The sequence below is a fragment of the Rhodococcus sp. 105337 genome, from assembly GCF_012844225.1.
GTDB lineage: Bacteria > Actinomycetota > Actinomycetes > Mycobacteriales > Mycobacteriaceae > Rhodococcus.
The window spans coordinates 218,566-243,682 of record NZ_JABAGQ010000006.1 but is presented as its reverse complement, the minus strand read 5'-3'; the positions used below and the strand labels follow the sequence as shown (position 1 = coordinate 243,682).

At 68.3% G+C, this 25,117-nt stretch carries 21 protein-coding genes; 17 read left to right on the top strand and 4 right to left on the bottom strand.

Going from position 1 to position 25,117, the window contains the following annotated elements; all coding sequences use genetic code 11:
* Positions 1-65: 65 nt before the first annotated feature.
* Entirely contained in the window at positions 66-2,204 is a 2,139-nt protein-coding gene (locus tag HF886_RS12540) for a DEAD/DEAH box helicase (RefSeq protein ID WP_169620513.1), read from the bottom strand.
* A 365-nt stretch (positions 2,205-2,569) separates the two neighbouring features.
* Here HF886_RS12540 and HF886_RS12535 point away from each other — a divergent pair, with 365 nt between their 5' ends.
* The gene (locus tag HF886_RS12535; RefSeq protein ID WP_169620514.1) at positions 2,570-4,156 is read left to right on the top strand and encodes an acetyl-CoA hydrolase/transferase family protein; all 1,587 of its coding nucleotides are present in this window, start codon (positions 2,570-2,572) and stop codon (positions 4,154-4,156) included.
* Positions 4,157-4,187: 31 nt separating this feature from the next.
* Here HF886_RS12535 and HF886_RS12530 read toward each other — a convergent pair whose 3' ends face one another.
* The gene (locus HF886_RS12530; RefSeq protein ID WP_169652444.1) at positions 4,188-4,826 is read right to left on the bottom strand and encodes a DUF3515 domain-containing protein; all 639 of its coding nucleotides are present in this window, start codon (positions 4,824-4,826) and stop codon (positions 4,188-4,190) included.
* 109 nt (positions 4,827-4,935) lie between these two features.
* Between HF886_RS12530 and HF886_RS12525 the strand changes: the two genes are divergently transcribed.
* The 3 genes from HF886_RS12525 (at position 4,936) to HF886_RS12515 (ending at position 7,208) form a co-directional block, all read left to right on the top strand.
* The gene (locus tag HF886_RS12525; protein WP_346765355.1) at positions 4,936-5,907 is read left to right on the top strand and encodes a thiamine-phosphate kinase; all 972 of its coding nucleotides are present in this window, start codon (positions 4,936-4,938) and stop codon (positions 5,905-5,907) included.
* A gap of 10 nt (positions 5,908-5,917) precedes the next feature.
* Positions 5,918-6,439 carry a gamma carbonic anhydrase family protein gene (locus HF886_RS12520; RefSeq protein WP_169620516.1) on the top strand — a complete coding sequence of 174 codons (522 nt, stop codon included), beginning with the start codon at positions 5,918-5,920 and terminating at the stop codon, positions 6,437-6,439.
* A gap of 73 nt (positions 6,440-6,512) precedes the next feature.
* Positions 6,513-7,208, top strand: a complete 696-nt coding sequence (locus HF886_RS12515) for a uracil-DNA glycosylase (protein ID WP_346765086.1) — start codon at positions 6,513-6,515, stop codon at positions 7,206-7,208.
* A gap of 24 nt (positions 7,209-7,232) precedes the next feature.
* On the opposite strand, the gene HF886_RS12510 is transcribed toward HF886_RS12515, so the two are convergent.
* A complete protein-coding gene (locus HF886_RS12510; RefSeq protein WP_169620517.1) occupies positions 7,233-8,027 on the bottom strand; it encodes an enoyl-CoA hydratase-related protein in 795 nt (264 codons plus the stop codon).
* An 87-nt stretch (positions 8,028-8,114) separates the two neighbouring features.
* On the bottom strand, positions 8,115-8,303 hold the full coding sequence (rpmB, locus tag HF886_RS12505) for a 50S ribosomal protein L28 (RefSeq protein ID WP_072698660.1): 189 nt from the start codon (positions 8,301-8,303) through the stop codon (positions 8,115-8,117).
* A gap of 177 nt (positions 8,304-8,480) precedes the next feature.
* On the opposite strand from rpmB, the gene HF886_RS12500 reads away from it, so the two are divergent.
* The 13 genes from HF886_RS12500 to smc all read left to right on the top strand — a co-directional run bounded on the left by HF886_RS12500 (position 8,481) and on the right by smc (position 25,108).
* Entirely contained in the window at positions 8,481-10,193 is a 1,713-nt protein-coding gene (locus HF886_RS12500; RefSeq protein WP_169652441.1) for a DAK2 domain-containing protein, read from the top strand.
* 46 nt (positions 10,194-10,239) lie between these two features.
* A complete protein-coding gene (gene recG, locus HF886_RS12495; RefSeq protein ID WP_169652440.1) occupies positions 10,240-12,549 on the top strand; it encodes an ATP-dependent DNA helicase RecG in 2,310 nt (769 codons plus the stop codon).
* 196 nt (positions 12,550-12,745) lie between these two features.
* Positions 12,746-16,147, top strand: coding sequence for a pyruvate carboxylase (locus HF886_RS12490; RefSeq protein ID WP_169652439.1), 3,402 nt, complete (start codon positions 12,746-12,748; stop codon positions 16,145-16,147).
* Positions 16,144-16,710 (top strand): 16S rRNA (guanine(966)-N(2))-methyltransferase RsmD, encoded by a 567-nt coding sequence (rsmD, locus tag HF886_RS12485; protein ID WP_169620521.1) that lies wholly within the window; start codon positions 16,144-16,146, stop codon positions 16,708-16,710. The genes HF886_RS12490 and rsmD overlap by 4 nt, the downstream gene beginning before the upstream one ends.
* Positions 16,707-17,210 (top strand): pantetheine-phosphate adenylyltransferase, encoded by a 504-nt coding sequence (coaD, locus tag HF886_RS12480; protein ID WP_169620522.1) that lies wholly within the window; start codon positions 16,707-16,709, stop codon positions 17,208-17,210. Before rsmD ends, coaD begins: the two co-directional genes overlap by 4 nt.
* Before the next feature lie 140 nt (positions 17,211-17,350).
* Positions 17,351-18,109, top strand: a complete 759-nt coding sequence (locus HF886_RS12475) for a DivIVA domain-containing protein (protein ID WP_169620523.1) — start codon at positions 17,351-17,353, stop codon at positions 18,107-18,109.
* 111 nt (positions 18,110-18,220) lie between these two features.
* Positions 18,221-18,835, top strand: coding sequence for a DUF177 domain-containing protein (locus tag HF886_RS12470; RefSeq protein WP_169620524.1), 615 nt, complete (start codon positions 18,221-18,223; stop codon positions 18,833-18,835).
* A 2-nt stretch (positions 18,836-18,837) separates the two neighbouring features.
* Positions 18,838-19,020 (top strand): 50S ribosomal protein L32, encoded by a 183-nt coding sequence (rpmF, locus tag HF886_RS12465; RefSeq protein WP_006551208.1) that lies wholly within the window; start codon positions 18,838-18,840, stop codon positions 19,018-19,020.
* Between the two features lie 13 nt (positions 19,021-19,033).
* Entirely contained in the window at positions 19,034-19,807 is a 774-nt protein-coding gene (rnc, locus tag HF886_RS12460) for a ribonuclease III (RefSeq protein ID WP_169620525.1), read from the top strand.
* Positions 19,808-19,811: 4 nt separating this feature from the next.
* Positions 19,812-20,675: a bifunctional DNA-formamidopyrimidine glycosylase/DNA-(apurinic or apyrimidinic site) lyase gene (gene mutM / locus HF886_RS12455; RefSeq protein WP_169652438.1), complete on the top strand. Its 864-nt coding sequence runs from the start codon at positions 19,812-19,814 to the stop codon at positions 20,673-20,675.
* A 57-nt stretch (positions 20,676-20,732) separates the two neighbouring features.
* A complete protein-coding gene (locus HF886_RS12450) occupies positions 20,733-21,170 on the top strand; it encodes an OsmC family protein (RefSeq protein ID WP_169620527.1) in 438 nt (145 codons plus the stop codon).
* Positions 21,171-21,177: 7 nt separating this feature from the next.
* Positions 21,178-21,459, top strand: coding sequence for an acylphosphatase (locus tag HF886_RS12445; protein WP_169620528.1), 282 nt, complete (start codon positions 21,178-21,180; stop codon positions 21,457-21,459).
* A 22-nt stretch (positions 21,460-21,481) separates the two neighbouring features.
* A complete protein-coding gene (gene smc / locus HF886_RS12440; protein ID WP_169652437.1) occupies positions 21,482-25,108 on the top strand; it encodes a chromosome segregation protein SMC in 3,627 nt (1,208 codons plus the stop codon).
* The last annotated feature ends 9 nt before the right edge of the window (positions 25,109-25,117 follow it).

Sequence of the window (25,117 nt, the reverse complement as noted above, 5' to 3'; positions counted from 1 at the left end):
GTGCAGGTAGGACATGTGGTGTGATACCGGTCACGAACATGTAGCGTCTGGTCTCCTCGTAGCGATTACTTCGGGCTCGCGAGCGCGAACGGCAGCACCGCGTCGGCTCCGGCGGCGACGAGAGTCCTCGCCGCCATCGTGAGCGTCCAGCCGGTGTCGGTCACCGCATCGACGAGAAGGATCGGACCGCGCACTCCGCTGAGATCGGGCGTCTCCCACGCATCGACTAGCGCGGCGATCCGGTATGCCGAATTCGCGGCCGTCGCAGGGGGATGCCCCGTTCGGCGACGTAATACACCTAAATCCTGAAGTCGGCCCAGTTGTGACAGACGCGACGCGAGCGAGGCGGTGAGCACCGGGTGGTCCGGGGACTCGACGGCCATCACCGCGGTGGGTCGTTGCGCCCAATCCCAGGACGCGAGCACTGCCACCGACGCCTGCACCACCGCGTCGGGAACGGGACCGTCCGGAGCGTCGAGAAGCGCACGCAGGCGGGGACCCCAGCCCAGATCCGACAGTCTTCCCAGAACGCGCCCGGGCTCGGGGCCGTCGGTGATGCGGCCCGAGAGCTTCACACCGAGCGTCGCCATGCCCGTCGGCCACTGCCGTCGCGGGGGGAGGTCGACGCCGGGGCGCTCGAGGCGAGCCTTCGTCCTGGCCACCTCCGCCTCGTCCACGACGTCGGACCATCGCGACCCCGTGCAGTTGTCGCACCGGCCGCATCCCGGGGTGTCCGCGGTGAGTTCCGGATCGTCGAGCTGGCGGCGAAGGAAGACCATGCGGCACTCGGTGGTGCGCTCGTACTCGATCATCGCGTTCTGTTCGGCGGTGCGGGCTTCTTCGAGGCGGGCATACCGCTCGGCGTCGTACACCCACGGTTGTCCCGTCGCGATCCAACCGCCCTTCACCCGGCGGACCGCTCCGTCCACGTCCAGCACCTTGAGCACCATCTCGAGCCGTGACCGGTTGAGGTCGACACGCGGCTCCAATGCCTGGGTCGACAGCGGCCGTTCCGGGTCGAGCGCCTCGATGACCCGGCGCACCAGCGACTCTTCCGGGAACGCCACGGAGGCGAACCACTGCCAGATCTGCCGGTCCTCGGGGCCGGGGAGAAGCACGACTTCCGCGCGGTCCGTCGAACGGCCGGCCCGGCCGACCTGCTGGTAATAGGAGATAGGAGAGGACGGCGCCCCGAGATGGACGACGAAGCCCAGATCGGGCTTGTCGAACCCCATGCCCAGCGCCGACGTGGCGACCAGCGCCTTGACGCGGTTGGCCAGAAGGTCCGACTCGAGCTGCTCCCGTTCGGCCGGGTCGGTCTGACCGGTGTACGCGGCGACGGCGTAGCCGTGGTCCGACAGCAGTGCCGCGAGATCGCGTGCGGCCGACACCGTCAGCGTGTACACGATGCCCGAACCCGGAAGCTCGTCCAGATGCTGGGCCAGCCAGGCCGCACGACGAGCCGGTTCGTCGATGCGGACCACCGACAGGTGCAGTGAGGGGCGGTCCAGTCCGCCGCGCAGAACGAGTGTTCCGTCGGACGACGACGCCGGCTCTCCGGGCACACCCGACCGGACCTGAGCGCCGACTCCCAGTTGCGCGGCGACGTCGGCGACCACCCGATCGTTGGCGGTGGCGGTGGTGGCCAGAACCGGCACTCCGTCGCCGAGGTCGGCGACGAGCGTGCGGATACGCCGGTAGTCGGGACGGAAATCGTGGCCCCAGTCCGATACACAGTGCGCTTCGTCCACGACGACGAGACCCGCGTCGCGTGCGAGAGCCGGGAGCACCTGATCGCGGAAGTCGGGGTTGTTGAGCCGTTCCGGACTGACGAGCAGGACGTCGACATCACCGGACCGGATCCGTTCGTGGATCTCGTCCCACTCCGTCATGTTGCCGGAGTTGATGGTCGCGGCCCGCACACCTGCTCGTTCGGCGGCGGCGACCTGGTTGCGCATCAGTGCCAGCAGTGGGGACACGATCACCGTCGGGCCGTGTCCGTGCGCCCGCAGCAGTTTGGCGGAGATGAAATAGACGGCGGATTTTCCCCAACCGGTGCGCTGGACCACGAGTGCCCGGCGGCGCTGGACGACGAGCGCCTCGATCGCGGTCCACTGGTCGTCGCGCAAGCGGGCGTCCGGTCCGGCAAGCTCTCGGAGGAGGTGTTCGGCGTCGTCGCGCAGACCGTCGGTGGGGATGCTCATTGCCCCATCGTGCCCGACATCACCGACTCGTACGGTGGCACTGCGAATCGGAGCGGCCCACCGTCGGCGGGTCGGGTACGCGTTTTTTCACGACGAGTGGCGCGTTCGTTCGGTGAGCGGTGCCGAGTGAGCGACGAACGCATCCAACGGTTGTCCTCCGTCCGCCTGCCCTGCGCCACCGTCCGCGCGACGCGCGGCGCCCGGGAACCTTGTGCGCAGAGCCGAAAGTATCTGTCACACAAGATGTTTGCCCGACAAGGTGGCGTATACGATACGACGCCGGACGCCGGCCGCAACGTGATCGGGATCGCGCCCGTTCGGCGAGTGTGATCGGCGAGTCTCTCGGCCCCTCTATCCTCATCGCCATGCACGCACCCACCCTTTCCTCTGCGCCGTCGAAGGCGGAGACAGTCGCCGGAGTCACCTCCGCGGGCCGCATCCGCAACGAATCCTTCAGGCGCAAGATCGTTTCCGCAGAGGAGGCGGTGCGGCACATTCGCTCCGGCGACACCGTCGCGATCAGTGGCTTCGCGAGCGCGGGTACCCCCAAGCGGGTCACTCCGGCACTGGCCGAGCACATTCGCCGTGCTCGGGCGGGCGGTGACGACTTCACGATCAATCTTCTCACCGGAGCCTCGGTGTCGACGGAGACCGAACGGTTGCTCGCCGAGGCGGACGGCATCGCTCTGCGCATGCCGTACCAAGCCGAGCCGACCGCGCGCGGACGTATCAACGACGGCCGCATGGATTACGTCGACATCCACCTGTCGCACGTGGCGCAGCAGGTGTGGGAGGGCTACTACGGGCACGTCGACGTCGCGGTCGTCGAAGTCTCCGGCATCACCGAGTCCGGTGAACTGATCCCCGCCACCTCCGTGGGAAACAACAAGACGTGGCTCGATGTCGCCGAGAAGATCGTGCTCGAGGTCAATTCCTGGATCCCCGATGCCATGGCCGGTGTCCACGACATCTACTACGGCACCGCGCTCCCGCCGCACCGCACCCCGATCCACCTCACCGATGTCGAGGACCGGATCGGGCAGCAGACCTTCCGGGTCGACCCGGCGCGCGTGGTCGCGGTGGTCGAGACCGATGTGTCGGACAGCGCGAACCCGCTGACGGCGCCGGACGCGACCAGCCAGGCCATCGCCGGGCACGTGCTCGACTTCTTCGCGCACGAGGTGGCGGCCGGGCGTCTCCCCGCCGACACTCTGCTGCCGCTGCAGTCCGGTGTCGGCAACGTTGCCAACGCGGTGCTCGCCGGACTCTCCAGCGGGCCGTACCGCGGGCTGACGTGCTACTCGGAAGTCATCCAGGACGGCATGCTGGAACTCATCGCGAACGGGACGGTGCGCTACGCGTCGTCCACCGCGCTCGCGCTGTCCGAGGCGGGCCTCGACGAGTTCGTGCGCAACATCGACTTCTACCGCAACCACATCGTGCTGCGCCCCCAGGAGATCAGCAACCATCCCGAGATCGTGCGCAGGCTCGGCATCATCGCCATGAACGGGATGCTCGAGGCCGACATCTACGGCAACGTCAATTCCACCCATGTCATGGGCACGCGCATCATGAACGGCATCGGTGGCTCGGGTGACTTCACCCGCAACGGTTACCTGTCGATGTTCCTCAGCCCGTCGACCGCGCGCAACGGAGCGATCTCCTCGATCGTGCCGATGGTGCCGCACGTCGACCACACCGAACACGACGTCCAGGTGATCGTCACCGAACAGGGCCTCGCCGACGTGCGCGGCCTGTCGCCGCGCCGGCGGTCCCGGGTGGTCATCGAGCGTTGTGCCCATCCCGATTTCCGGGCAGAACTACACGACTACGTCGATCGGGCCGAGGCGCTGCCCGGGGCCGGTCAGACGCCACACCTTCTCGACGAGGCGTTCTCGTTCCACAGCCGGTTCCAGCGCACCGGCACGATGCGCGCGGCCGCCGGGCAGTAACGGCACCGCCTCATCGGCAGCGGGTGACGGTTCAGGGCCCGCCGATCGGGGCGGGATCGATCTCCTGCTGGGGGAGCGTCTCGGCAATGGATGCCGAAACGTCTTGCAGCGGTGTCGGTCCCGACCCGTTGGGTACCGTCAGCGCGATGTAGACGGGACGGTCGACGGCGAACCACGTGCTCGCGTCGATGCCCTGCTGTGCGCCCGAGATCTCGAACCACTGGACCTGGTCGATGACCGTCAGCGCCGCGGCCTGATCGAATTCGGCGGGCCGCTCGAGTCCGCATCGCAACACGACCTCCGCGCCGTCTGCGGACTGCCACGCCGCGGCGCCGGCCGGTGCGGGATCGGCGAGTTCGGCGCGCGTGTAGTCGCCGAGATCCTCGGGCAGCGCGCCGAGCAGTGAGGTGCAGGATTCCGACTCGGCGTCGGGGGCGGGCACCGGACCCAGCCCGACCGGAGAGTTGACCGGGGTGCGCGCGACGAACACGGCGGCAACCACCACGCCCACCAGCAGTGCCACCGGCAGCGCGATCGCAGTCGCGATCAGTGCGGGATGGCGACGCGGTTCGGAGGGTGTCGCCTGCTCGGACCCGGCGGTGTCGGCGGGTTCCTGCTCGTCAGGACCCTGGTCGCCGGGTTCCTGCTCGGAAGAATGTGTGTTGTTCATGGTGTCCAGCGTCGGAGGGATGATGTCGGCAACGGTAGCGTGGAACGAACGTAGCAGGGGGCGTACCGGCCCGTATCCGCTGCCGACCGAGAAAGAGGCGCCCATCACCGTGGCAGATCAGACCGGCCCCACCGTCTCCGACATCGGCGAGTTTCCCGCCATCGCCCGTGCGATCGCGGGACGACGGCAACCCCGCACGACCCTGGTAGGACCGGGGCACGACTCTGCGGTCGTCGCCGCGGCCGACGGGAGAATCGCGGTATCCACCGACATGCTGGTCGAGGGCCGGCACTTTCGCTTCGATTGGTCGAGCCCGCACGAGGTCGGACGCAAAGCCGTCGCGCAGAACGGTGCCGATGTCGCCGCGATCGGGGCCCGGCCGGTCGCGTTCGTCGTGGGACTCGGCTGCCCGCCGGAGACGCCCGCCGCCGTGCTCGACGAGATCTCCGCGGGCATCGGTGAAGCAGCCGAAGCGCTCGGAGCAGGAGTTGTCGGCGGCGATCTCGTCCAGGCGCGCGAGGTGATCGTGTCGGTCACGGTCCTCGGTGACCTGGGGGGTCGTGCGCCGTTGCTGCGCTCGGGTGCCCGCCCCGGGGACGTCGTGGCTCTCGCCGGGAATGTGGGGCGGTCGGCAGCAGGTCTCGCCGTGCTCGTCGCCGGCCTCGACGGTTATCGGGATCTCGTCGACGCGCACCGCGTGCCCTCACCCCCGTACGACGCCGGCCCCGCCGCCGCCGATGCCGGTGCCCGCGCCGGAACCGACATCTCCGACGGTCTCGTCGCCGACCTCGGGCACATCGCCACCGCGTCGGACGTTGCGATCGATGTGGATCGCGCCGCGATCACACCCGACGAGCGTCTCGTCGCCGCCGGGGCGGAGTTGGGCGCGGACCCGTGGGAATGGGTGCTCGCAGGCGGCGAGGATCACGCGCTGGCAGCGTGCTTCCCGCCGGGCGTGATGCTGCCCAGCGGGTGGCGGCGCATCGGAACCGTGCGGCAGGGGCGCGGGGTGACCGTCGACGGCAGGCCTCCGGCCGGTCCCGGAGGGTGGCACAGCTTTTCGCCCGGTACCTCGAGATAGGTTGGGCGACATGGCTCTCTATGCACTCGGTGATCGCGTTCCCGATATCCACCCCGATGCCTGGATTCATCCCGATGCGGTCGTGATCGGAAACGTCACACTCGGTGCCCGCGCGTCGGTATGGCCCACGGCGGTCCTGCGCGCGGACTACGGGACGATCACCATCGGTGAGGAAACCAACATCCAGGACGGAACGATCGTCCACTGCACCGCGATCGAGCCCACCGTCATCGGCGCGCGGTGTGTGGTGGGGCACAACGTGCACATCGAGGGCGCGACGATCGGCGACGGCGCTCTCATCGGATCCGGATCGCTCGTCCTCAACGGATCGACCATCGGCGCCGGCGCCCAGGTTGCCGCCGGAGCGCTGATCCCGCCGCGATTCGAGTTGCCGGCCCGCCGGATGGCGATGGGCGTGCCCGCAAAGGTTCGCGACGGAGTCGAGATCCCGGAAGGCCACTTCGACGCGAACGCGAAGATGTATGCGGCCAACGCCGAGTACTACCGCACCGCACTGCGTCGCCTCGACTGACCGGGCCACCATCGTGTCGGGGGAAACCAGTGCACGACCCGCGACAACAAGCACGAATCAGGAGCAGGAGAACGTGACAGAGCAGGCCGCCCGAGTGAGCAAGCCGTTGTCCGAGATCATCGAGCCCGGCTGGGCGCAGGCGCTCGCTCCGGTCGCCGACGACATCGCCTCGATGGGACAGTTCCTGCGGGCGGAACTGGCAGCGGGGCGTTCCTACCTTCCGGCCGGGGCCGATGTCTTGCGGGCATTCGCGCAACCCTTCGACGAGGTGCGGGTGCTCATCGTCGGACAGGATCCGTATCCGACTCCGGGACATGCTGTGGGGCTGAGCTTTTCGGTGGATCCGGCGGTACGGCCCATTCCCCGCAGCCTGACCAATATCTATCGCGAGTACACCGAGGATCTCGGTTTGCCGCTGCCCCCGAACGGTGATCTCTCACCGTGGACCGAACGCGGCGTGCTGCTGCTCAACCGGGTTCTCACCGTAGCTCCGGGACAGGCCGCCTCACATCGGGGCAAGGGCTGGGAGAAAGTCACCGAGCAAGCGATCCGCGCGCTGGTTGCCCGTCGGGCACCGCTCGTCGCCATCCTGTGGGGTCGCGACGCCGGGACTCTCGTACCGATGCTCGGTGATGTGCCCACGGTGCAGTCGGCGCATCCGTCGCCGTTGTCGGCGTCGCGCGGATTCTTCGGGTCGCGGCCCTTCAGCCGGGCGAACGCGCTGCTCGTCGAACAGGGCGCGGAGCCGGTGGACTGGCGACTGGCCTGACCACCGGCACCGCACCGCACGTCGTCAGGAGCGAGCGCGCACAGCAGACCAGTCGGGGCGGCGCTTCTCGACGAACGAGTCGACGCCTTCGATGCCCGTGGGTGTGGTCGCGGCTGCCGAGATGGCAGCGGCTTCGGCGTCGAGATGATCGGAGAGCGACCGGGAATCGGACTCGGCGACGAGTTTCCGGATGGACGCGTACGACTGGGTCGGACCGTGAGCGAGCGTCCGGGCGATACGCAGCGCCTCGCTCCCGATCTCGTCGTCGGCCACCAACCTGCTGAGCAGTCCGAGCCGGACGCCTTCGTCGGCGTTGATCACCGCGTCGGTCATGATGATCTCCCGCGCGCGTGCAGGACCGACGATCCGGGGCAAGGTCCACGACATGCCGCCGTCGGGGGAAAATCCGATCGACGGGTAGGCGGCACGCATCTTGGTGCCGGGACCGGCGAGCGCGATGTCGGCATGCAGAACGATGCTCATGCCGGCGCCGGCGGCCCAGCCGTGCACAGCCGCGACGACCGGAACGCCGATCGCGTCGATCTCCCGGATGAAATCGTGGAACAGGTTCGCGATGTCGAACAGATGCGCGCCCCGGTCCTCGGCACCCGCGAAGCCGCGGACGTTGCCGCCCGCGCAGAAATTGCTGCCCTCGCCGACGAGCAGGACCGCACCGATCTCGGGACCGGCGGCCCGGAGTGCCGCGGTGCCCTGTTCCATCCCCGCGGGGGACAGGGAAGTGCCGTGCTCGGCGGTGGCCACGGCGATCTGCAGCACGCCGTCCTCGATCTGCACGAGGGACTTATTGTTTTCGCTCATTCCGGCACACTATCCGGCACCCGACGCGAACGACGAAGGCCCCCTGCGCTTTCGCGCCGGGGGCCTTCGTCTGCAGCTCGACCTAGGTCAGCGCGTAACCTTGCCTGCCTTCAGGCAGGAGGTGCACACGTTGATCTTGCGGGTGTTGCCCGGGGCAACCTGAGCGCGGACGCTCTGGATGTTCGGGTTCCAGCGACGATTGGTACGCCGGTGCGAGTGCGAGACCGACTTCCCGAAGCCGGGGCCCTTGGCGCATACGTCGCAGACGGCAGCCATGTCGCGAACTCCTTGTGTGTCTAGTGGATAATGCATCTTCTCTGGTCTTGCTTCGCGTCCTACAAACACGGGGAACAGGGTCACCCGTGCGAGGCAACCCAATCAGCTTAGCGAACTCCACGGCGGATGACCAAACCGGACGTATGCACGACCCCCGGCTACTCTTTCGGGCAGAGGATGAACAGCGACGTAGAGGGGTGTGAGCTGGTGCTCGAGGTCGGGGACACGGTCGGCGGGCGCGCGCTGCGGCGATGGGCCGAGATCGCGCTCGAAGCCCTCGAAGAGCGCCGCCACGAGATCAACACCCTCAACGTCTTCCCTGTTCCGGACGGCGATACCGGCACCAACCTCGTGCTCACTCTCCAGTCCGCCGTCGAGAACATCGGTGGCCCCGTCGACGGTGCGCTCACCGCGTGGGACGTGTCGGAGCGCCTGGCACGCGGCGCGTTCCTCGGCGCCCGGGGGAACTCGGGAGTCATCGTCGCCCAGGCCTTGCGAGGAGTCGCCGACGCCATGTCCGGGCACACCACCGTCGACGGCCGCGGACTCGCGGACGCACTGGCGCGGGCGTCGACACTGGTGATGAAAGCGCTGAGCACGCCCGCCGAAGGCACCATCGTCAGTGTCCTCGACGCCGCGGCGGACGGTGCGGAACGTGCGGCCCGTGACCCCGGTGCCACGGTCTGCGACGTCACGGTGGCCGCCGCCGACGCTGCAGCGGACGCCCTGCAGCGAACCCCTGCGCAACTCGACGTACTGGCCGAAGCGGGAGTCGTCGATGCCGGCGGCCTCGGACTCGTGATACTCCTCGACTGCCTGGTCGAAGTCACCACCGGGCAACGGCCCCGCCGTCGCATCCAGGTCACCGGACCACCCGTCCCGGCGGCGGCGAGTTCCGCGTCCGAACCCTCCCGTGCACCGCGGACCGAGACGCAGCAGGACTACGAAGTGATGTACGTCGTCGAGCGCGCCGAAACCGAGGACATCGACGTCCTCCGGGTCCGGCTCGACGCGCTGGGCGACTCGGTGGCGGTCGTCGGGGACGGCGCCGGGTCCTGGTCGGTCCATGTGCACTGCTGCGATCCCGGCGCTGCGGTGGAAGCCGGACTCGCCGCCGGTTCCCTGATCCGCATCGACATCACGTGCTTCGCGCTGGACGCCGCAACAGGCGACGCGTGCTCGGCGCAGCCCGGTACTCCCGCCACGGTGGTGCCGCTCACGGCAGTCGGTACCGCGCCGCGGGCTGTACTCGCTGTGGTGGCAGGCCACGGCACGAGGGAGTTGTTCGAATCCGAAGGTGCCGCCGTGTTGCACGCGGACACGGACTTCGGTCCGCACCTCCTCCTCGAGGCGATTCGCGCCCTGCCCAGCGGTGACGTGCTGGTCCTGCCGAACGGTTCACTGTCGGCGCAGGACGTCGTCGCCGTGGGTGTGCAGGCTCGGTCCGAGAACCGGAACGTGATGTTCCTGCCGAGTTCGTCGATGGTGCAGGGGCTGGCGGCGCTGGCCGTCCACGATCCCGGCCGCGCGACGGTCGACGACGCGTTCGCGATGTCCGAAGCCGCGGCCGCCGTCCGGTGGGGTTCGTTGCGCATAGCAGAGGAACGGGCTCTGACCTGGGTGGGAACGTGCGAGCCGGGCGACAGCCTCGGCTTGTCGGGACATGATGTCGTAGTCATCGAGCATGATCTGGTGGCAGCGGGAGTGTCTCTGCTCGACAAGATCCTCGCCGCGGGCGGAGAGCTCGTGACGATGCTGGTCGGCTCCGACGCTCCCGACGGACTTGCCGAGCAGCTGACCGAGCACCTCGATCGCCGTCATCCCGCGCTGGAGGTTGTGGTGTACCGGGGCGGCCAGTGCAGCGACCTGCTGCAGCTCGGCGTCGAGTAGTCGGTGCGCCGCGAGGGCCACCACACGGAATGCGGAAGGGACGGCAGTGGCGACACTCGCGGACCGGCTCGATCATCTCCTCGGGCACAAGACGGCGGATGCCCTGTCCGACGCGTTCGGGATGACCACGGTCGAGGACCTGCTGCGGCACTACCCGCACCGTTACGCGACGCAAGGAGCGGAACTCGGTGAGAGCCGCCCCGTCGAAGGCCAGCACATCACGATCATCGCGCGTGTCGAATCCGCGCAGGAAGTGCCGATGAAATCGCGCGCGGGCAAGCGACTCGCGGTCCGGCTGCGATCCGACCGGCACACCATCGACGTCACGTTCTTCAACCCGCACAAGGTCAAGCACAACATCAAACCGGGCGTCCGGGCGATGTTCTCCGGCACCGTCAAGTACTTCCGCGACAAGTGGAGCCTGACCCACCCCAGCTACGTGGTTCTGCCCGAACCTCGCACCGCCGACGACCTCGTCTCCGCAGCCCCCGCGCGCGTCCGAGGTGCGGGTGCGCTCGCCGGCCTCGCACGTACCGCGCAGGACGCGGCGGGTGTCGACATGTCGGTGTTCGACCGCGCGTTGATCCCGATGTACCCCGCGACCCGCGACGTCGAGTCGTGGACGGTGATGCGCTGTGTGCGCCAAGTCCTCGACCAGCTCGATCCCGTCGAAGACCCGCTGCCCGACTGGGTGCTGGCCGACCGGGGTTTCATCGGCCTCGACGAGGCGCTGCGCTCGGTCCATCTCCCCGACACCAAGGAGGAGGTGGACCGCGCCCGCGACCGGCTCAAGTTCGACGAAGCCGCGGCCGTGCAGCTCGTGCTGGCGCAACGGCGCCACGACGTGGAGGTGCGCTCGGCACCGGCGTGCGCGCGCCGCGACGGGGGACTGGCCGAGGAGTTCGATCGGCGTCTGCCCTTCGAGCTGACCGCGGGCCAGCTCGCCGTCGCCGAAGAGATCTCCGCCGACGTGTCGCGTCCGCACCCGATGAACCGGTTGCTACAGGGTGAGGTGGGTTCCGGTAAGACGATCGTGGCGTTGCGGGCGATGCTGCAGGTGATCGACGCGGGACACCAGTGTGCGCTGCTCGCACCCACCGAGGTGCTCGCGGCGCAGCACGCCCGGTCATTGACCGCGATGCTCGGCGATCTGGCGTCGGCCGGAGAACTCGGAGCTCATGAACTCGCGACCCGCGTGACTCTGCTCACCGGCTCGATGAGTACGGCCCGGAAGCGGAAGGCGCTCAACGAGGCGGTCACCGGCGACGCCGGGATCGTCATCGGCACGCACGCGCTGATCCAGGACGGTGTGAACTTCTTCGACCTGGGACTGGTCGTCGTCGACGAGCAACACCGCTTCGGCGTCGAACAGCGTGATTCGCTGCGTTCCCGCGGCCGCGACGGCGCGTCCCCGCACGTGCTCGTGATGACCGCGACACCGATCCCGCGCACCATCGCGATGACGGTGCTCGGCGACCTCGAGGTCTCCACCCTCCGGGAACTGCCGCGTGGTCGTTCGCCGATCGTGAGCCGGGTGGTGCCGGCGAAAGTGCATCCGACGTGGGTCGACCGCGCCTGGGAACGCATCCGGGAAGAGGTCGCGGACGGCAGGCAGGCCTATGTGGTGTGCTCGAGGATCGGCGACGGAGATACCGACGAGGACCTCCCCGTCGACCCGGGCGAGCAGGGCGCCGCACCGGCCGGCAAGTCACGCGCACGCGCGTCCGGTGCGCAGGAGCCCCCCGAGACGACCTCCGTGCTCGAACTTCACGAGATGCTCGCCTCCGGCCCTCTCCGCGATCTGAACGTCGGACTCCTCCACGGCCGGTTGCCCGCCGACGACAAGGACGCGGTCATGCGCGAGTTCAACGACGGTGCCGTCGACGTGCTCGTCTGCACCACCGTGGTCGAGGTCGGCGTCGACGTGCCGAACGCGACCGTGATGGTGATCGTCGATGCCGACCGATTCGGTGTGAGCCAGTTGCACCAGTTGCGCGGGCGCGTCGGCCGAGGCGGTCACCAGGGCTTGTGCCTGCTGGTGACCGACACGAAGCCGGGATCCCCGACGATGACCCGCCTCCAGGCGGTCGCGGGAACGACCGACGGGTTCGAACTCGCGCAACTCGACCTGCAGTTGCGCCGCGAGGGCGATGTTCTGGGCAAGGCGCAGTCGGGCACGGTGACCACGCTGCGTCTGCTTTCGCTCGTCGACGACGGGGACGTCATCGAAGCCGCCCGGGCGTTCGCGCGGACCGTCACCGATCAGGACCCGGGACTACGGGAGCACCCGGGTCTGGCGAGCATGGTGACGGCTGCGCTCGACACCGAGAGCATCGAGTATCTGGACAAGTCCTGAGCCGCGATCCCGGTGTTACGTTTCGCGCACCGTCTCCGGGAGCGGGCCGAGAGGTTACGGCGAGAGGGCTGAGGGGATTGCCGGCGTGTTACCTCTGAGACGTCTGAATTGTTCCAGTCGTCACAGGTAGCCACACTTTCCCAGGATATGGAACCGGGGCAGCGAATCGATTGTTACGTCGCGGTACCGTCGTCCAATGTTCTCCAAAGTGCTTGTCGCCAACCGTGGCGAGATCGCGATCCGGGCGTTCCGTGCCGCCTACGAACTGGGCGCCGGAACTGTCGCGGTGTTCCCGTACGAAGACCGCAACTCGCTCCACCGCCTGAAAGCGGACGAGGCGTACCAGATCGGCGACGAAGGTCATCCCGTCCGGACTTACCTGTCCGTGGACCGGATCGTCGACGCCGCCGTGTCCGCCGGGGCCGACGCGATCTATCCCGGTTACGGCTTCCTCTCGGAGAACCCCGAACTGGCAGCGGCATGCGCGAACGCCGGCATCACCTTCGTCGGCCCGCCCGCCGAGATCCTCGAGCTGACCGGCAACAAGGCGCGCGCGATCGCAGCGGCGAAAGCCGCCGGTCTGCCGGTGCTGGCGTCGTCGGAACCCTCCGCCGACGTCGACGCTCTGGTGGCCGCGTCCGAGAACATGCATTTCCCGATCTTCGTGAAGGCCGTCGCCGGCGGTGGCGGACGAGGCATGCGCCGCGTCGCCGAGCCCGACCAGTTGCGGGAGTCCATCGAAGCCGCGTCGCGTGAAGCCGACGCCGCCTTCGGCGATCCGACCGTGTTCCTCGAGCAGGCCGTGGTCAACCCCCGGCACATCGAGGTGCAGATCCTCGCCGACAACTACGGCAACGTCATCCATCTCTACGAGCGCGACTGCTCGCTTCAGCGCCGCCACCAGAAGGTGATCGAGTTGGCGCCCGCGCCGAACCTCGACCCCGCACTCCGCGATCGCATCTGCGCGGACGCGGTCGCGTTCGCACGGGAGATCGGTTACCAGTGCGCCGGCACGGTCGAATTCCTCGTCGACGAGCGCGGCAACCACGTGTTCATCGAGATGAACCCGCGCATCCAGGTCGAGCACACGGTCACCGAGGAGATCACCGACGTCGACCTCGTCCAGGCACAGCTGCGCATCGCAGCCGGCGAATCGCTCGAGGATCTGGGGTTGAGCCAGGACAAGATCACCATCCGCGGTGCCGCGCTGCAGTGCCGCATCACGACGGAGGATCCCGCCAACGGGTTCCGGCCCGATACCGGACGCATCACCGGCTACCGGACCCCCGGCGGCGCCGGTATCCGCCTCGACGGTGGCACCTCGGTGGGCGCCGAGATCTCGGCGCACTTCGACTCCATGCTCGTCAAGCTCACCTGCCGCGGCCGCGACTTCGACGCGGCGGTGGCGCGTGCCCGCCGCGCGGTCGCCGAGTTCCGTATCCGCGGAGTCTCCACCAACATCCCGTTCCTCCAGGCCGTCCTCGTCGACGAGGACTTCCGGGCCGGGCGCGTCAACACCTCGTTCATCGAGCAGCGCCCGCAGCTTCTGACGCTGCGCTCGTCGGCGGACCGCGGAACGAAAATCCTCACCTACCTGGCCGACGTCACGGTCAACAAACCGCACGGTGAGCGGCCGACCACGGTCTACCCGCACGACAAGCTGCCGGACATCGATCTGAGCACCCCGCCGCCGGCAGGCTCGCGGCAACGGCTTCTCGAACTCGGCCCGGAGGGGTTCGCACGCGCCCTACGCGAGCAGAAGGCGGTCGGCGTCACCGACACCACCTTCCGCGATGCGCACCAGTCGCTGCTCGCGACGCGGGTCCGCAGCAAGGACCTGCTCACCGTCGCCGGGCACGTCGCCCGCATGACGCCCGAACTGCTCTCGATCGAGGCCTGGGGCGGCGCGACCTACGACGTGGCACTGCGCTTCCTGCACGAGGATCCGTGGGAACGACTCGCCGCACTGCGCGAAGCGATCCCGAACATCAATCTCCAGATGCTCCTGCGGGGCCGAAACACTGTCGGCTACACCCCGTACCCCGAGGCCGTGACCCGTGCCTTCGTGCAGGAAGCCGCGGCCACCGGCATCGACATCTTCCGCATCTTCGACGCACTCAACAACGTCGATCAGATGCGCCCCGCGATCGACGCGGTCCGGGAGACCGGCACGACGATCGCCGAGGTCGCCCTCTCGTACACCGGTGATCTGTCGAACCCGAACGAGACGATCTACACCCTCGACTACTACCTGAAGCTGGCCGAGCAGATCGTCGAGGCCGGCGCGCATGTGCTCGCCATCAAGGACATGGCCGGACTTCTGCGCGCACCCGCCGCGGCCACTCTCGTGTCGGCATTGCGCAAGAATTTCGACCTCCCGGTGCACGTGCACACCCACGACACCCCCGGTGGCCAGCTGGCGACCTACCTCGCGGCGTGGCACGCGGGCGCCGACGCGGTCGACGGTGCGTCGGCGGCGTTGGCCGGAACGACGAGCCAGCCGGCGTTGTCGGCGATCGTGGCCGCGGCGGCGAACAGCGAGTTCGACACAGGCCTGGATCTGCAGGCCGTGTGCGACCTCGAGCCGTACTGGGAGGCGCTGCGCAAGGTCTACAAGCCGTTCGAGTCGGGCCTTCCGGCTCCGACCGGTCGTGTCTACACCCACGAGATTCCGGGTGGTCAGCTGTCGAACCTGCGTCAGCAGGCCATCGCACTGGGTCTCGGCGACCGCTTCGAAGACGTCGAGGCGGCGTACGCCGGGGCCGACCGCCTGCTCGGGCGGCTCATCAAGGTCACACCGTCGTCGAAGGTGGTCGGCGACCTCGCGCTGCACCTCGTCGGTGCGGGCGTGTCGGTCGACGAGTTCGCGGCGGACCCGGGCAAGTTCGACATCCCGGATTCGGTGATCGGATTCCTGCGCGGCGACCTGGGCACGCCGGCGGGCGGATGGCCCGAGCCGTTCCGCAGCAAGGCGCTGGCGGGCCGTGCCGACGCGAAGCCGGAAAAGCAGCTGACCGCGGACGAAGAAAAAGGCCTGGTCGCGTCGTCGTCCGAACGCCGGCGCACGCTCAACCGGCTGCTGTTCCCCGGCCCCGCCAAGGACTTCGAGAACCACCGCGAGCAGTACGGGGACACCACAGAGCTGTCCGCCAACCAGTTCTTCTACGGGCTCCGGCAGAGTGACGAACACCGGGTGCGCCTGGACAAGGGCGTCGAACTGCTCATCGGCCTCGAGGCGATCTCGGACGCCGACGAGCGCGGTTTCCGCACGGTGATGTGCATTCTCAACGGGCAGTTGCGCCCGGTGGCGGTGCGTGACCGCTCCGTCGCGTCCGAGGTGCCCGCGGCGGAGAAGGCCGACCGGAACCACCCCGGCCACGTCGCGGCGCCGTTCGCCGGAATGGTGACCCTGGTGGTCTCCGAAGGCCAGACCGTCTCGGCCGGCGACACCGTCGCCACCATCGAGGCGATGAAGATGGAAGCGGCGATCACCGCTCCTCGCGGAGGCCGCGTCGCGCGGGTCGCGATCGGTCCCGTGCAGCAGGTCGAAGGCGGCGACCTGCTCGTAGAGGTGTCCACCGCGGACAGCGCCGAGTGACACGCATCGTTGCCGGGACGGCCGGGGGGCGGCGCCTGAAGGTGCCGCCCCGCGGGACCCGGCCTACCTCGGAGCGGGTGCGCGAGGCGCTCTTCAGTTCGCTCGAAGCACGAATGGACCTCGACGGCGCCGCGGTCCTGGACCTGTTTGCCGGGTCCGGCGCACTCGGTCTCGAAGCACTGTCGAGGGGTGCTGCCCATGCCCTGCTCGTCGAATCGGATGCGAAAGCGGCCGCGGTGATCCGGGAGAACATCGCGACCGTGCGGGTGCCGGGAGCCGTCTTGCGTACGGCACCGGTGGCGGCGGTGCTCGCCGCTCCTGCCGATCGTGTGTACGACCTCGTGCTTGCCGACCCGCCCTACGCCGTGGACGAGCAGCAGATCGCGGCGATACTGGACGCGCTCCTTGCCGGCGGCTGGGTAAGGGAGGACTCCGTCGTGGTGCTCGAGCGGTCGTCACGATCACCGGAAACGGTGTGGCCGGACGCATTCGAGCCGGGACGTACACGTAGATATGGGGAGAGCAGGATCGAAATCGCTACCTGCTACGGTGCTGGGTCATGAGCCGCGCGGTCTGCCCAGGATCCTTCGACCCGGTGACCAACGGGCACCTCGACGTCATCGGACGGACTTCCCTCCAGTTCGACGAGGTCGTGGTGACGGTGGTGATCAACCCGAACAAACAGGGGATGTTCACCGTTCCGGAGCGACTCGACATGCTCGCCGAAGCGACATCGCATCTGGGGAACGTGACCGTCGATTCGTGGCAGGGCCTTCTCGTCGACTACGCGAAGGCGAACGACATCTCCGCGATCGTCAAAGGTCTGCGCGGCGCCAACGACTTCGACTACGAGTTGCAGATGGCCCAGATGAACCACAAGCTCACCGGTGTCGACACCCTGTTCGTAGCGACCAATCCCGCATTCGGTTACCTCTCCAGTTCACTGGTCAAAGAGGTCGCGACGTACGGGGGAGACGTGCACGACATGCTGCCCGCGGCCGTCCACGAACGGCTGCTCGCCCGCATCGCGGAACGGGCCGCTGCCCGCAACGGCGGCCGCTGAGCGAGACTTCTCACACTCTCTCCGGTTTCTCGCGGTTTCTCGACACACCGGCGCGGGGAACACCTGCTGGGGCCGCGCTGCGGCAGACTGGATGCGGCACGGTCGCAGCGGCCGGGTGAAGCGAGTGATTGGGGTAGAACGTGTACCGGGTATTCGAGGCACTCGACGAACTGGTCGCGATCGTCGAAGAGGCGCGCAGCGTCCCGATGACCGCGAGCTGTGTGGTTCCCCGCGGTGACGTACTCGAGCTTCTCGACGATGTCCGCGACGCACTGCCGCCCGAACTCGACGACGCACAGGACGTCCTCGACCATCGCGACAAGCTGATCGACGACGCGCGTGCGCAAGCCGACAAGACCGTCGGAGACGCCGACGAGGAGGCCCGCGCGCTCCTCGAGAACGCGCGCGCCGACGCCGACCGGATGCTCGCGGACGCGAAGGCGCAGGCCGATCGCATGGTCGGGGAGGCGCGTGCGCACGCCGACGAACTGGTGCAGGACGCGCGGGTCGAAGCGGACGATCTCATCACCGACGGCAAGCAGCAGTACGAACTTCTCACCGGCAGGGCACGCGCCGACGCCGAACGTCTGGCCGAGGCCGGGCAGGCCTCGTACGAGCGGTCGGTGGCCGACGGTGAGGCGGAGAAGGCACGCTTGGTGTCGCAGACCGAAGTGGTGCAGGCCGCGCACGCGGAGTCGGCCCGGGTCATCGACTCCGCCCACGCCGAGTCGGACCGGTTGCGCACCGAATGCGACGAATACATCGACAGCAAGCTCGCGGAGTTCGAGGAACTCCTCGGAGGCACGCTGCGGTCGGTAGGCCGCGGACGTCAGCAGTTGCGTACCTCCGGCGTTCCCGACTACGCGGAAGCCGATCATCGCGCTGTACGCCGGCGCTGACCGACGCAGCGAGCCGGAGTATCCGACGGTTTCCTGCCGGGGGCGTGATCGCGTATTATAGAACGGTTGCCCAATCACTTGGCAGTGCCGTCTATCCGAAAGTGAGTTTTCGTGTCCTCCCGCCATACCAACGCGTCTCGTCGCGATCGAGAGGGCGGTCTGGTTCTGGATACGCTCTCCCTGGGCAGGCGCCCAGGCTCCATGCGTACGGTAGAGCGCGTCGTTCCGTCTCCCTCTCGGATCGGGCTCGATCTGATCGCGATCGAGCCAGGAACCGATATCGCACTCGATCTTCGGATGGAGGCGGTGTCCGAAGGTGTTCTGGTCACGGGTACAGTTCGATCCGAGGCTGTCGGTGAGTGCTCGCGTTGTCTCGAGCAGTTCACCGAACCTGTCGATCTGTTTCTCACCGAGTTGTTCGCCTACCCGAACAGCGTCACGGATCAGACTTCCGCCGAAGATGAGGTCTACCGGGTCGAAGACGACCTGATCGACCTCGAACCCGTCCTCGTCGATGCCGTGGGCCTGGAGCTTCCGCTCCAGCCGCTGTGCAGCGACGACTGTGCGGGCTTGTGTCCCGAATGCGGCATTCGCCTGGCGATTGCGGAATCCGGGCACGGGCATGAGATAATGGATCCTCGCTGGGCTGGGTTGGCAGCCAAGTTCGGTGCAGGCTCCGAAAAATCCAGCAGTGAAATCGTCAGCATGAACAACGAGGAGAAGTAGACGTGGCCGTCCCCAAGCGCAGAATGTCGCGTTCCAATACCCGGTCGCGGCGCAGCCAGTGGAACACCACTGCGCCGACGCTCGTTACCTGCCCGAACCGTGGCTGCGGCGAGAAGAAGCTGCCCCACGTGGCGTGCCCGTCGTGCGGTACGTACAACGGCCGTCAGGTGACCGCGCCCGTCTAGTAACGGTATTCACGTGACGAGCAAGTCGACCAACACACCACCCGTGGGCGACGAGGAGCAGTACACACCTCTCCTCGTCGCCCTCGGCGTGACTTTGGAACCCGAATTATTGATCCTGGCGTTGACGCACCGCTCGTACGCGTACGAGAACGGCGGTCTTCCCACCAACGAACGTCTCGAGTTTCTCGGCGACGCGGTCCTCGGACTCGCCGTCACGGAAAAGCTCTATCTGACCCACCCGGACAAGTCCGAGGGTGAGCTCGCGAAGATCCGTGCGAGCGTCGTCAACATGCACGCTCTCGCGGAGGTCGCGCGCAAGCTCGGCCCCGGCGGACTCGGCGCACACCTGCTTCTCGGTAAGGGTGAAGAACTCACCGGAGGCAAGGACAAGGCCAGCATTCTCGCCGACGGCATGGAATCCCTGCTCGGCGCCGTGCATCTGCAGCACGGCATCGACGTGGCCCGCGAGGTGGTACTGCGTCTGTTCAGTGATCTCCTCGAGCGCGGCCCGCGCCTGGGCGCCGGTCTCGACTGGAAGACGAGCCTGCAGGAACTCACTGCGGAGCGGGGCCTCGGTGTTCCGGTGTACGAGATCACCGCGACCGGGCCCGATCACGACAAGGAATTCACCGCCACCGCGATCATCGGCGGTACTCCACTCGGTGTCGGCATAGGCCGGACCAAGAAGGAAGCAGAGCAGAAGGCGGCAGCCACGGCGTGGCAGGCGCTCTCCGATCAGTCCGCCGGCGAGACCGCAGAGACGGACGCTTCTTCCGAGGACGCCTGAGCACGTGCCCGAACTCCCCGAGGTGGAAGTGGTCCGTCGGGGTCTCGAGGCGCACATCCTCGGCGCGACCATCGAGTCCGTTCAGGTTCTGCATCCGCGCGCGGTGCGCCGGCACGAACCGGGACCGCGTGATCTCGCGCTGCAACTGACCGGGCAGCACATCACCGCAGCGGAGCGGCGCGGCAAGTACATGTGGCTCGTGCTCGAGCCCGGTGACATGGCACTCGTCGTACACCTCGGGATGAGCGGTCAGATGCTCGTGCAACCCCCGACGGTGCCCCAGGAGAAGCATTTACGCATCCGGGCTGTCCTCGACAACGGGGCAGAACTGCGCTTCGTCGACCAGCGGACGTTCGGGGGATGGGCGCTCGCGCCGCTCCTCGACGTCGACGGAGCACGCCTCCCGCTGCCGGTCGCGCACATCGCGCGCGACCCCATGGATCCGCGGTTCGACCCTGATGCGGTCGTAAAGGTGTTGCGCGGCAAGCACACCGAGATCAAACGAGCACTCCTCGATCAAACGGTGGTGTCCGGCATCGGGAACATCTACGCCGACGAAGCGCTGTGGCGCGCCAAGATCCACGGCAACCGCCTCACCGACAGCCTGTCCGGACCGAAACTGAAAGCGGTCCTCGCGGCGGCGCGAGAGGTGATGGGGGAGGCGCTCGACCAGGGCGGCACCTCGTTCGATGCGCTGTACGTCAACGTGAACGGTGAATCGGGTTACTTCGAGCGGTCGCTCAACGTGTACGGCCAGGAGAACCTGCCGTGCAGGCGGTGCGGGGCTCCCATCCGACGTGAGAAGTTCATGAACCGCTCCTCCTACAGTTGCCCCAAGTGCCAGCCGCGGCCGCGCGCCGGGCGGTGAGCGGATCCGAGGTCCTGCGTGCGGCCCGTGTCGGACGCGCATGGCAGGATTCTCCGTATGGCTGACCCGACTCCTGATACCGCGCCCACCGAGTTGTGGGTGGAGCGCACCGGCACCCGTCGCTACACGGGCCGCAGTTCACGCGGCGCCGAAGTGGCCATCGGTTCCGAGGGCGTCGAAGGGGTGTTCACCCCCGGAGAACTGCTCAAGATCGCACTCGCCGCATGCTCGGGGATGAGTTCGGACTTTCCGCTCTCCCGCAGGCTCGGCGACGATTACGACGCCACCATCCGCGTCGCGGGTGCCGCCGATCGTGAGAACGAGGTCTACCCGCACCTGGCCGAGAACCTCGAGGTCGACATGTCCGAACTCGACGCCGATGCGCAGCAACGCCTCATCGCACTCGTCGAGCGTTCCATCGCCAAGGTGTGCACGGTGGGACGCACTCTCGAGCGCGGCACCCAGGTGACGCTGACCATCACCCCGGACGCGTAGGGACATCGTGACCGAGACACCGCAGCGCCTGACCGCGTGGGTGCACGGACGCGTGCAAGGCGTCGGATTCCGCTGGTGGACGCGGGCGCGCGCACTCGAACTCGGTCTGGTCGGTCACGCCACCAACCACCCCGACGGGCGGGTCCTCGTCATCGCCGAGGGTCCGCTCGCCGACCTGGAACGGCTCCTCGACCTGCTCCGCTCGCCGGGGACGCCGGGCGAGGTCCGGCTCGTCGTCGAGAGCTGGGAACCTGCACGGGGCGGGCTGACCGGGTTCGTCGAGCGCTGAGTCGCCGGTAAGGTTCTCTCCCATGCACTTGAAGAGTCTGACGCTGAAGGGCTTCAAGTCTTTCGCGTCGTCGACGACTCTGCGCTTCGAGCCCGGTATCACCTGCGTCGTCGGACCGAACGGCTCCGGCAAATCCAACGTCGTCGATGCCCTCACCTGGGTCATGGGGGAGCAGGGCGCCAAAGCGCTGCGCGGCGGCAAGATGCAGGACGTCATCTTCGCGGGGACCGCGGGCAGGCAGGCACTCGGCCGCGCCGAAGTGACCCTCACGATCGACAACGCCGACGGCGCACTGCCCATCGAATACTCCGAAGTCTCCATCACCCGGCGCATGTTCCGCGACGGCGCCGGCGAATACGAGATCAACGGCAGTTCGTGCCGGCTCATGGACGTGCAGGAACTGCTCTCCGACTCCGGTATCGGCCGTGAGATGCACGTCATCGTCGGCCAGGGACGCCTCGCCGCGATCCTCGAGTCGCGCCCGGAAGATCGCCGCGCCTTCATCGAAGAGGCTGCCGGGGTTCTCAAACACCGCCGCCGCAAGGAAAAGGCCGTCCGCAAGCTCGATTCGATGCAGGCCAACCTCGCCCGGCTCACCGACCTCACCGCGGAACTGCGCCGCCAGCTCAAGCCGCTGGGCCGGCAGGCGGAGGTCGCGCGCCGTGCACAGAGCATCCAGGCCGACCTGCGCGACGCGCGGCTGCGGCTCGCCGCCGACGACCTCGTCACCCGCCGCGCCGAACTCGCCGGTCAGGACGAGGAGGAACGCACCATCCGGGAGCGCCTCGACCACATCCTGTCCGCGCTCGACGACGCCAACATCGAACTCGCCCATTACGAGCAGTCGCTCGCCCAGCTCACCCCGGGCGCGGAGGCCGCGTCGCAGGCCTGGTTCCGGCTGTCCGCGCTCGCCGAACGGGTGTCGGCGACAGTGCGGGTCGCGCAGGAGCGCGCCCGCCACCTGCACAGTGAACCCGAGGACCGCTCCGGGCAGGACCCCGACGAGATGGAGGCCCGCGCCGACCGGATCGCCGCCGAGGAAGCCGAACTCGTCGAAGCCGTCGAGATCGCGCACGGAACGCTCGAGGCCGCACGGGAACAACTCGCCGCGCAGGAAGAACTCGCAGTTGCCGCCGAACGGGCACACATGGCGGCGGTGCGTGCCATCGCCGACCGACGCGAGGGGCTCGCACGCCTCGCCGGGCAGGTCGACACGTTCCGCACCCGCGCCGACTCCGTCGACTCGGAGATCGCGCGCCTGACCGTCGCGATCGAAGAAGCGCGCCTGCGCGGCGTCGAGGCCCAGGCGGAGTTCGAAACCGCGCAACGCAGCATCGCCGACCTCGACGCCGGGGAGATCGACGCGGACGCGCAACACGAACGGGCGGTCGCTGCGCAGCGCCTCGCCGACGCGCGGGTCACCGAACTGCAGGAAGCCGAACGTGCGGCCGGCAAGGAGGTGGCCTCGCTCGAGGCCCGCATCGACGCACTGTCGATGGGACTCGAACGTAAGGACGGCGCTGCCTGGTTGCTCGGCAACGACACCGGAGGAGCACTGCTCGGATCCCTCGCCGAGCGCTTGCGGGTGACACCCGGGTACGAGGCCACGGTCGCGGCCGCGCTCGGACCCGCCGCCGATGCCCTCGCGGTGGCGTCGGTGCGGTCCGCGAACGACGCGGTGGCAGCCCTCGCGGCAGCCGACCAAGGGCGGGTCGCGTTCGTCGCCGCCGACGCGTCCGGCCCCGGCGACGCGGGCGATCCACCGAGCGGTGCGCGCTGGGTCCGGGACGTCGTCGACTGCCCCCCGGACCTACGTGGAGCGCTCGACGCCCTGCTTGCCCGCACCGTCGTCGTCGACGATCTCGACGCGGCGGCACACGTGTGTGCCCAGCGCCCCGACCTGCGTGCGGTGACCCGTGGGGGAGATCTCGCCGGTTCCGGCTGGGTGATCGGCGGATCGGATCGTGCACCGAGCACCCTCGAGATCCAGGCCGCGATCGATACGTCGCGCGACGGTCTCGACCGCGCGGTCCGGCGGTCCGAAGAACTCGCGGCGGCGCTCGCCGGCGCGCTCACCGAACAGAAGGATCGCGCCGAGCACGTCGAGCAGACCCTCGCCGCTCTCAACGAGTCGGATGCCGCGATGTCGGCGGTGTACGAGCAGCTGGGGCGGCTCGGGCAGGTGGCGCGGAACGCGCACGCCGAATCGGAACGGCTCGCCGCGCAGCGTTCGGCGGCAGAGAAGGAACGCGACACCGCGCGGGAGAAGCTCGTCGAGCTCGAAGAGCGGCTGCGGCTCGCGGAAGACGAACAGTCCGGCACCGGAGACGGCAGCGGCACCGACTCGACCGCGGCCGAGCGGGAGATGACCGCTGCGGCCCTCGCCGAAGTGCGCGCAGTCGAGGTCGAAGCCAGGCTCGCGGCTCGTACGGCCGAGGAACGCGCGGAATCCCTTCGCGGTAAAGCTGATTCTCTGCGGCGCGCCGCCCAGGCCGAGCGGGAGGCCCGCGCGCGGGCCGAGCGTGCCCGCCGGAGCCGGCGACAGGCCGCTGCGGTCGCCGCGGCGGTCGCGGAAGCGGGAGGCCGGGTCTCGGCGCATCTCGAGACAGTTGTCGCAGAGGCACTCGCCCACCGCGAGGAACTCACGCGCCTGCGCACCGAATGCACCGAGAAACTGGAACACGCGCGCGCACTCGTGCGGGAACTCACCACGCAGCGCGACCAGCTCACCGACTCCGTTCACCGCGACGAGGTGGCCCGTGCTCAGGCGGCGCTGCGAATCGAGCAGCTCGAGCAGACGATTCTCGAGCAGTACGGCATCGCGCTCGACGATCTGGTCGCGGAATACGGACCCGATGTGCCGCTGCCTCCGAGCGACGTCGAGATCGCGGAGTACGAGCAAGCTCGTGAGCGGGGGGAGCAGGTGGTCGCGCCTCAACCCATGCCCTACGACCGGACGACCCAGGAGCGTCGAGCCAAGCGCGCCGAGAAGGATCTCACCACGCTGGGCAAGGTCAATCCCCTCGCACTCGAAGAGTTCGCGGCCCTCGAAGAGCGGTACAACTTCCTGGCCACGCAGCTCGAGGACGTCAAGAACGCCCGCAAGGACCTCCTGGCCGTCGTCGACGAGGTGGACGCCCGCATCCTGCAGATCTTCACAGAGGCATGGGTCGACGTCGAACGCGAATTCGAGCAGGTGTTCGCCAAGCTGTTTCCCGGCGGTGAAGGCAGGCTGGTGCTCACCGAGCCCGGCAACATGCTCACCACAGGGATCGAGGTCGAGGCCCGGCCGCCGGGCAAGAAGGTCAAGCGGTTGTCGCTGCTGTCCGGTGGCGAGAAGTCGCTGACCGCAGTGGCGATGCTCGTCGCGATCTTCCGGGCCCGGCCGTCCCCGTTCTACGTCATGGACGAGGTCGAGGCCGCACTGGACGACACCAATCTCCGGCGGTTGATCGGACTGTTCGAGCAGTTGCGGGAAAAATCCCAGCTCATCGTGATCACGCACCAGAAGGCCACGATGGAAGTGGCCGACGCGCTCTACGGGGTCAGCATGCGCGGCGACGGCATCACCCGTGTCATCTCCCAGCGCATGCGCGGCCAGAACGTCCCGACACCCGTCCCCGGGCCGGAGGAAGAGGCGCAAGCCTGACAGTATGGG

What these genes read in the sequence shown, in the direction of transcription:
- HF886_RS12540 (WP_169620513.1), bottom strand. Translation starts at nt 2,204, where the DNA reads ATGAGCATCCCCACCGACGGTCTGCGCGACGACGCCGAACACCTCCTC.
- HF886_RS12535 (WP_169620514.1), top strand. Translation starts at nt 2,570, where the DNA reads ATGCACGCACCCACCCTTTCCTCTGCGCCGTCGAAGGCGGAGACAGTC.
- HF886_RS12530 (WP_169652444.1), bottom strand. Translation starts at nt 4,826, where the DNA reads ATGAACAACACACATTCTTCCGAGCAGGAACCCGGCGACCAGGGTCCT.
- HF886_RS12520 (WP_169620516.1), top strand. Translation starts at nt 5,918, where the DNA reads ATGGCTCTCTATGCACTCGGTGATCGCGTTCCCGATATCCACCCCGAT.
- HF886_RS12510 (WP_169620517.1), bottom strand. Translation starts at nt 8,027, where the DNA reads ATGAGCGAAAACAATAAGTCCCTCGTGCAGATCGAGGACGGCGTGCTG.
- rpmB (WP_072698660.1), bottom strand. Translation starts at nt 8,303, where the DNA reads ATGGCTGCCGTCTGCGACGTATGCGCCAAGGGCCCCGGCTTCGGGAAG.
- HF886_RS12500 (WP_169652441.1), top strand. Translation starts at nt 8,481, where the DNA reads ATGAACAGCGACGTAGAGGGGTGTGAGCTGGTGCTCGAGGTCGGGGAC.
- HF886_RS12490 (WP_169652439.1), top strand. Translation starts at nt 12,746, where the DNA reads ATGTTCTCCAAAGTGCTTGTCGCCAACCGTGGCGAGATCGCGATCCGG.
- coaD (WP_169620522.1), top strand. Translation starts at nt 16,707, where the DNA reads ATGAGCCGCGCGGTCTGCCCAGGATCCTTCGACCCGGTGACCAACGGG.
- HF886_RS12450 (WP_169620527.1), top strand. Translation starts at nt 20,733, where the DNA reads ATGGCTGACCCGACTCCTGATACCGCGCCCACCGAGTTGTGGGTGGAG.
- smc (WP_169652437.1), top strand. Translation starts at nt 21,482, where the DNA reads ATGCACTTGAAGAGTCTGACGCTGAAGGGCTTCAAGTCTTTCGCGTCG.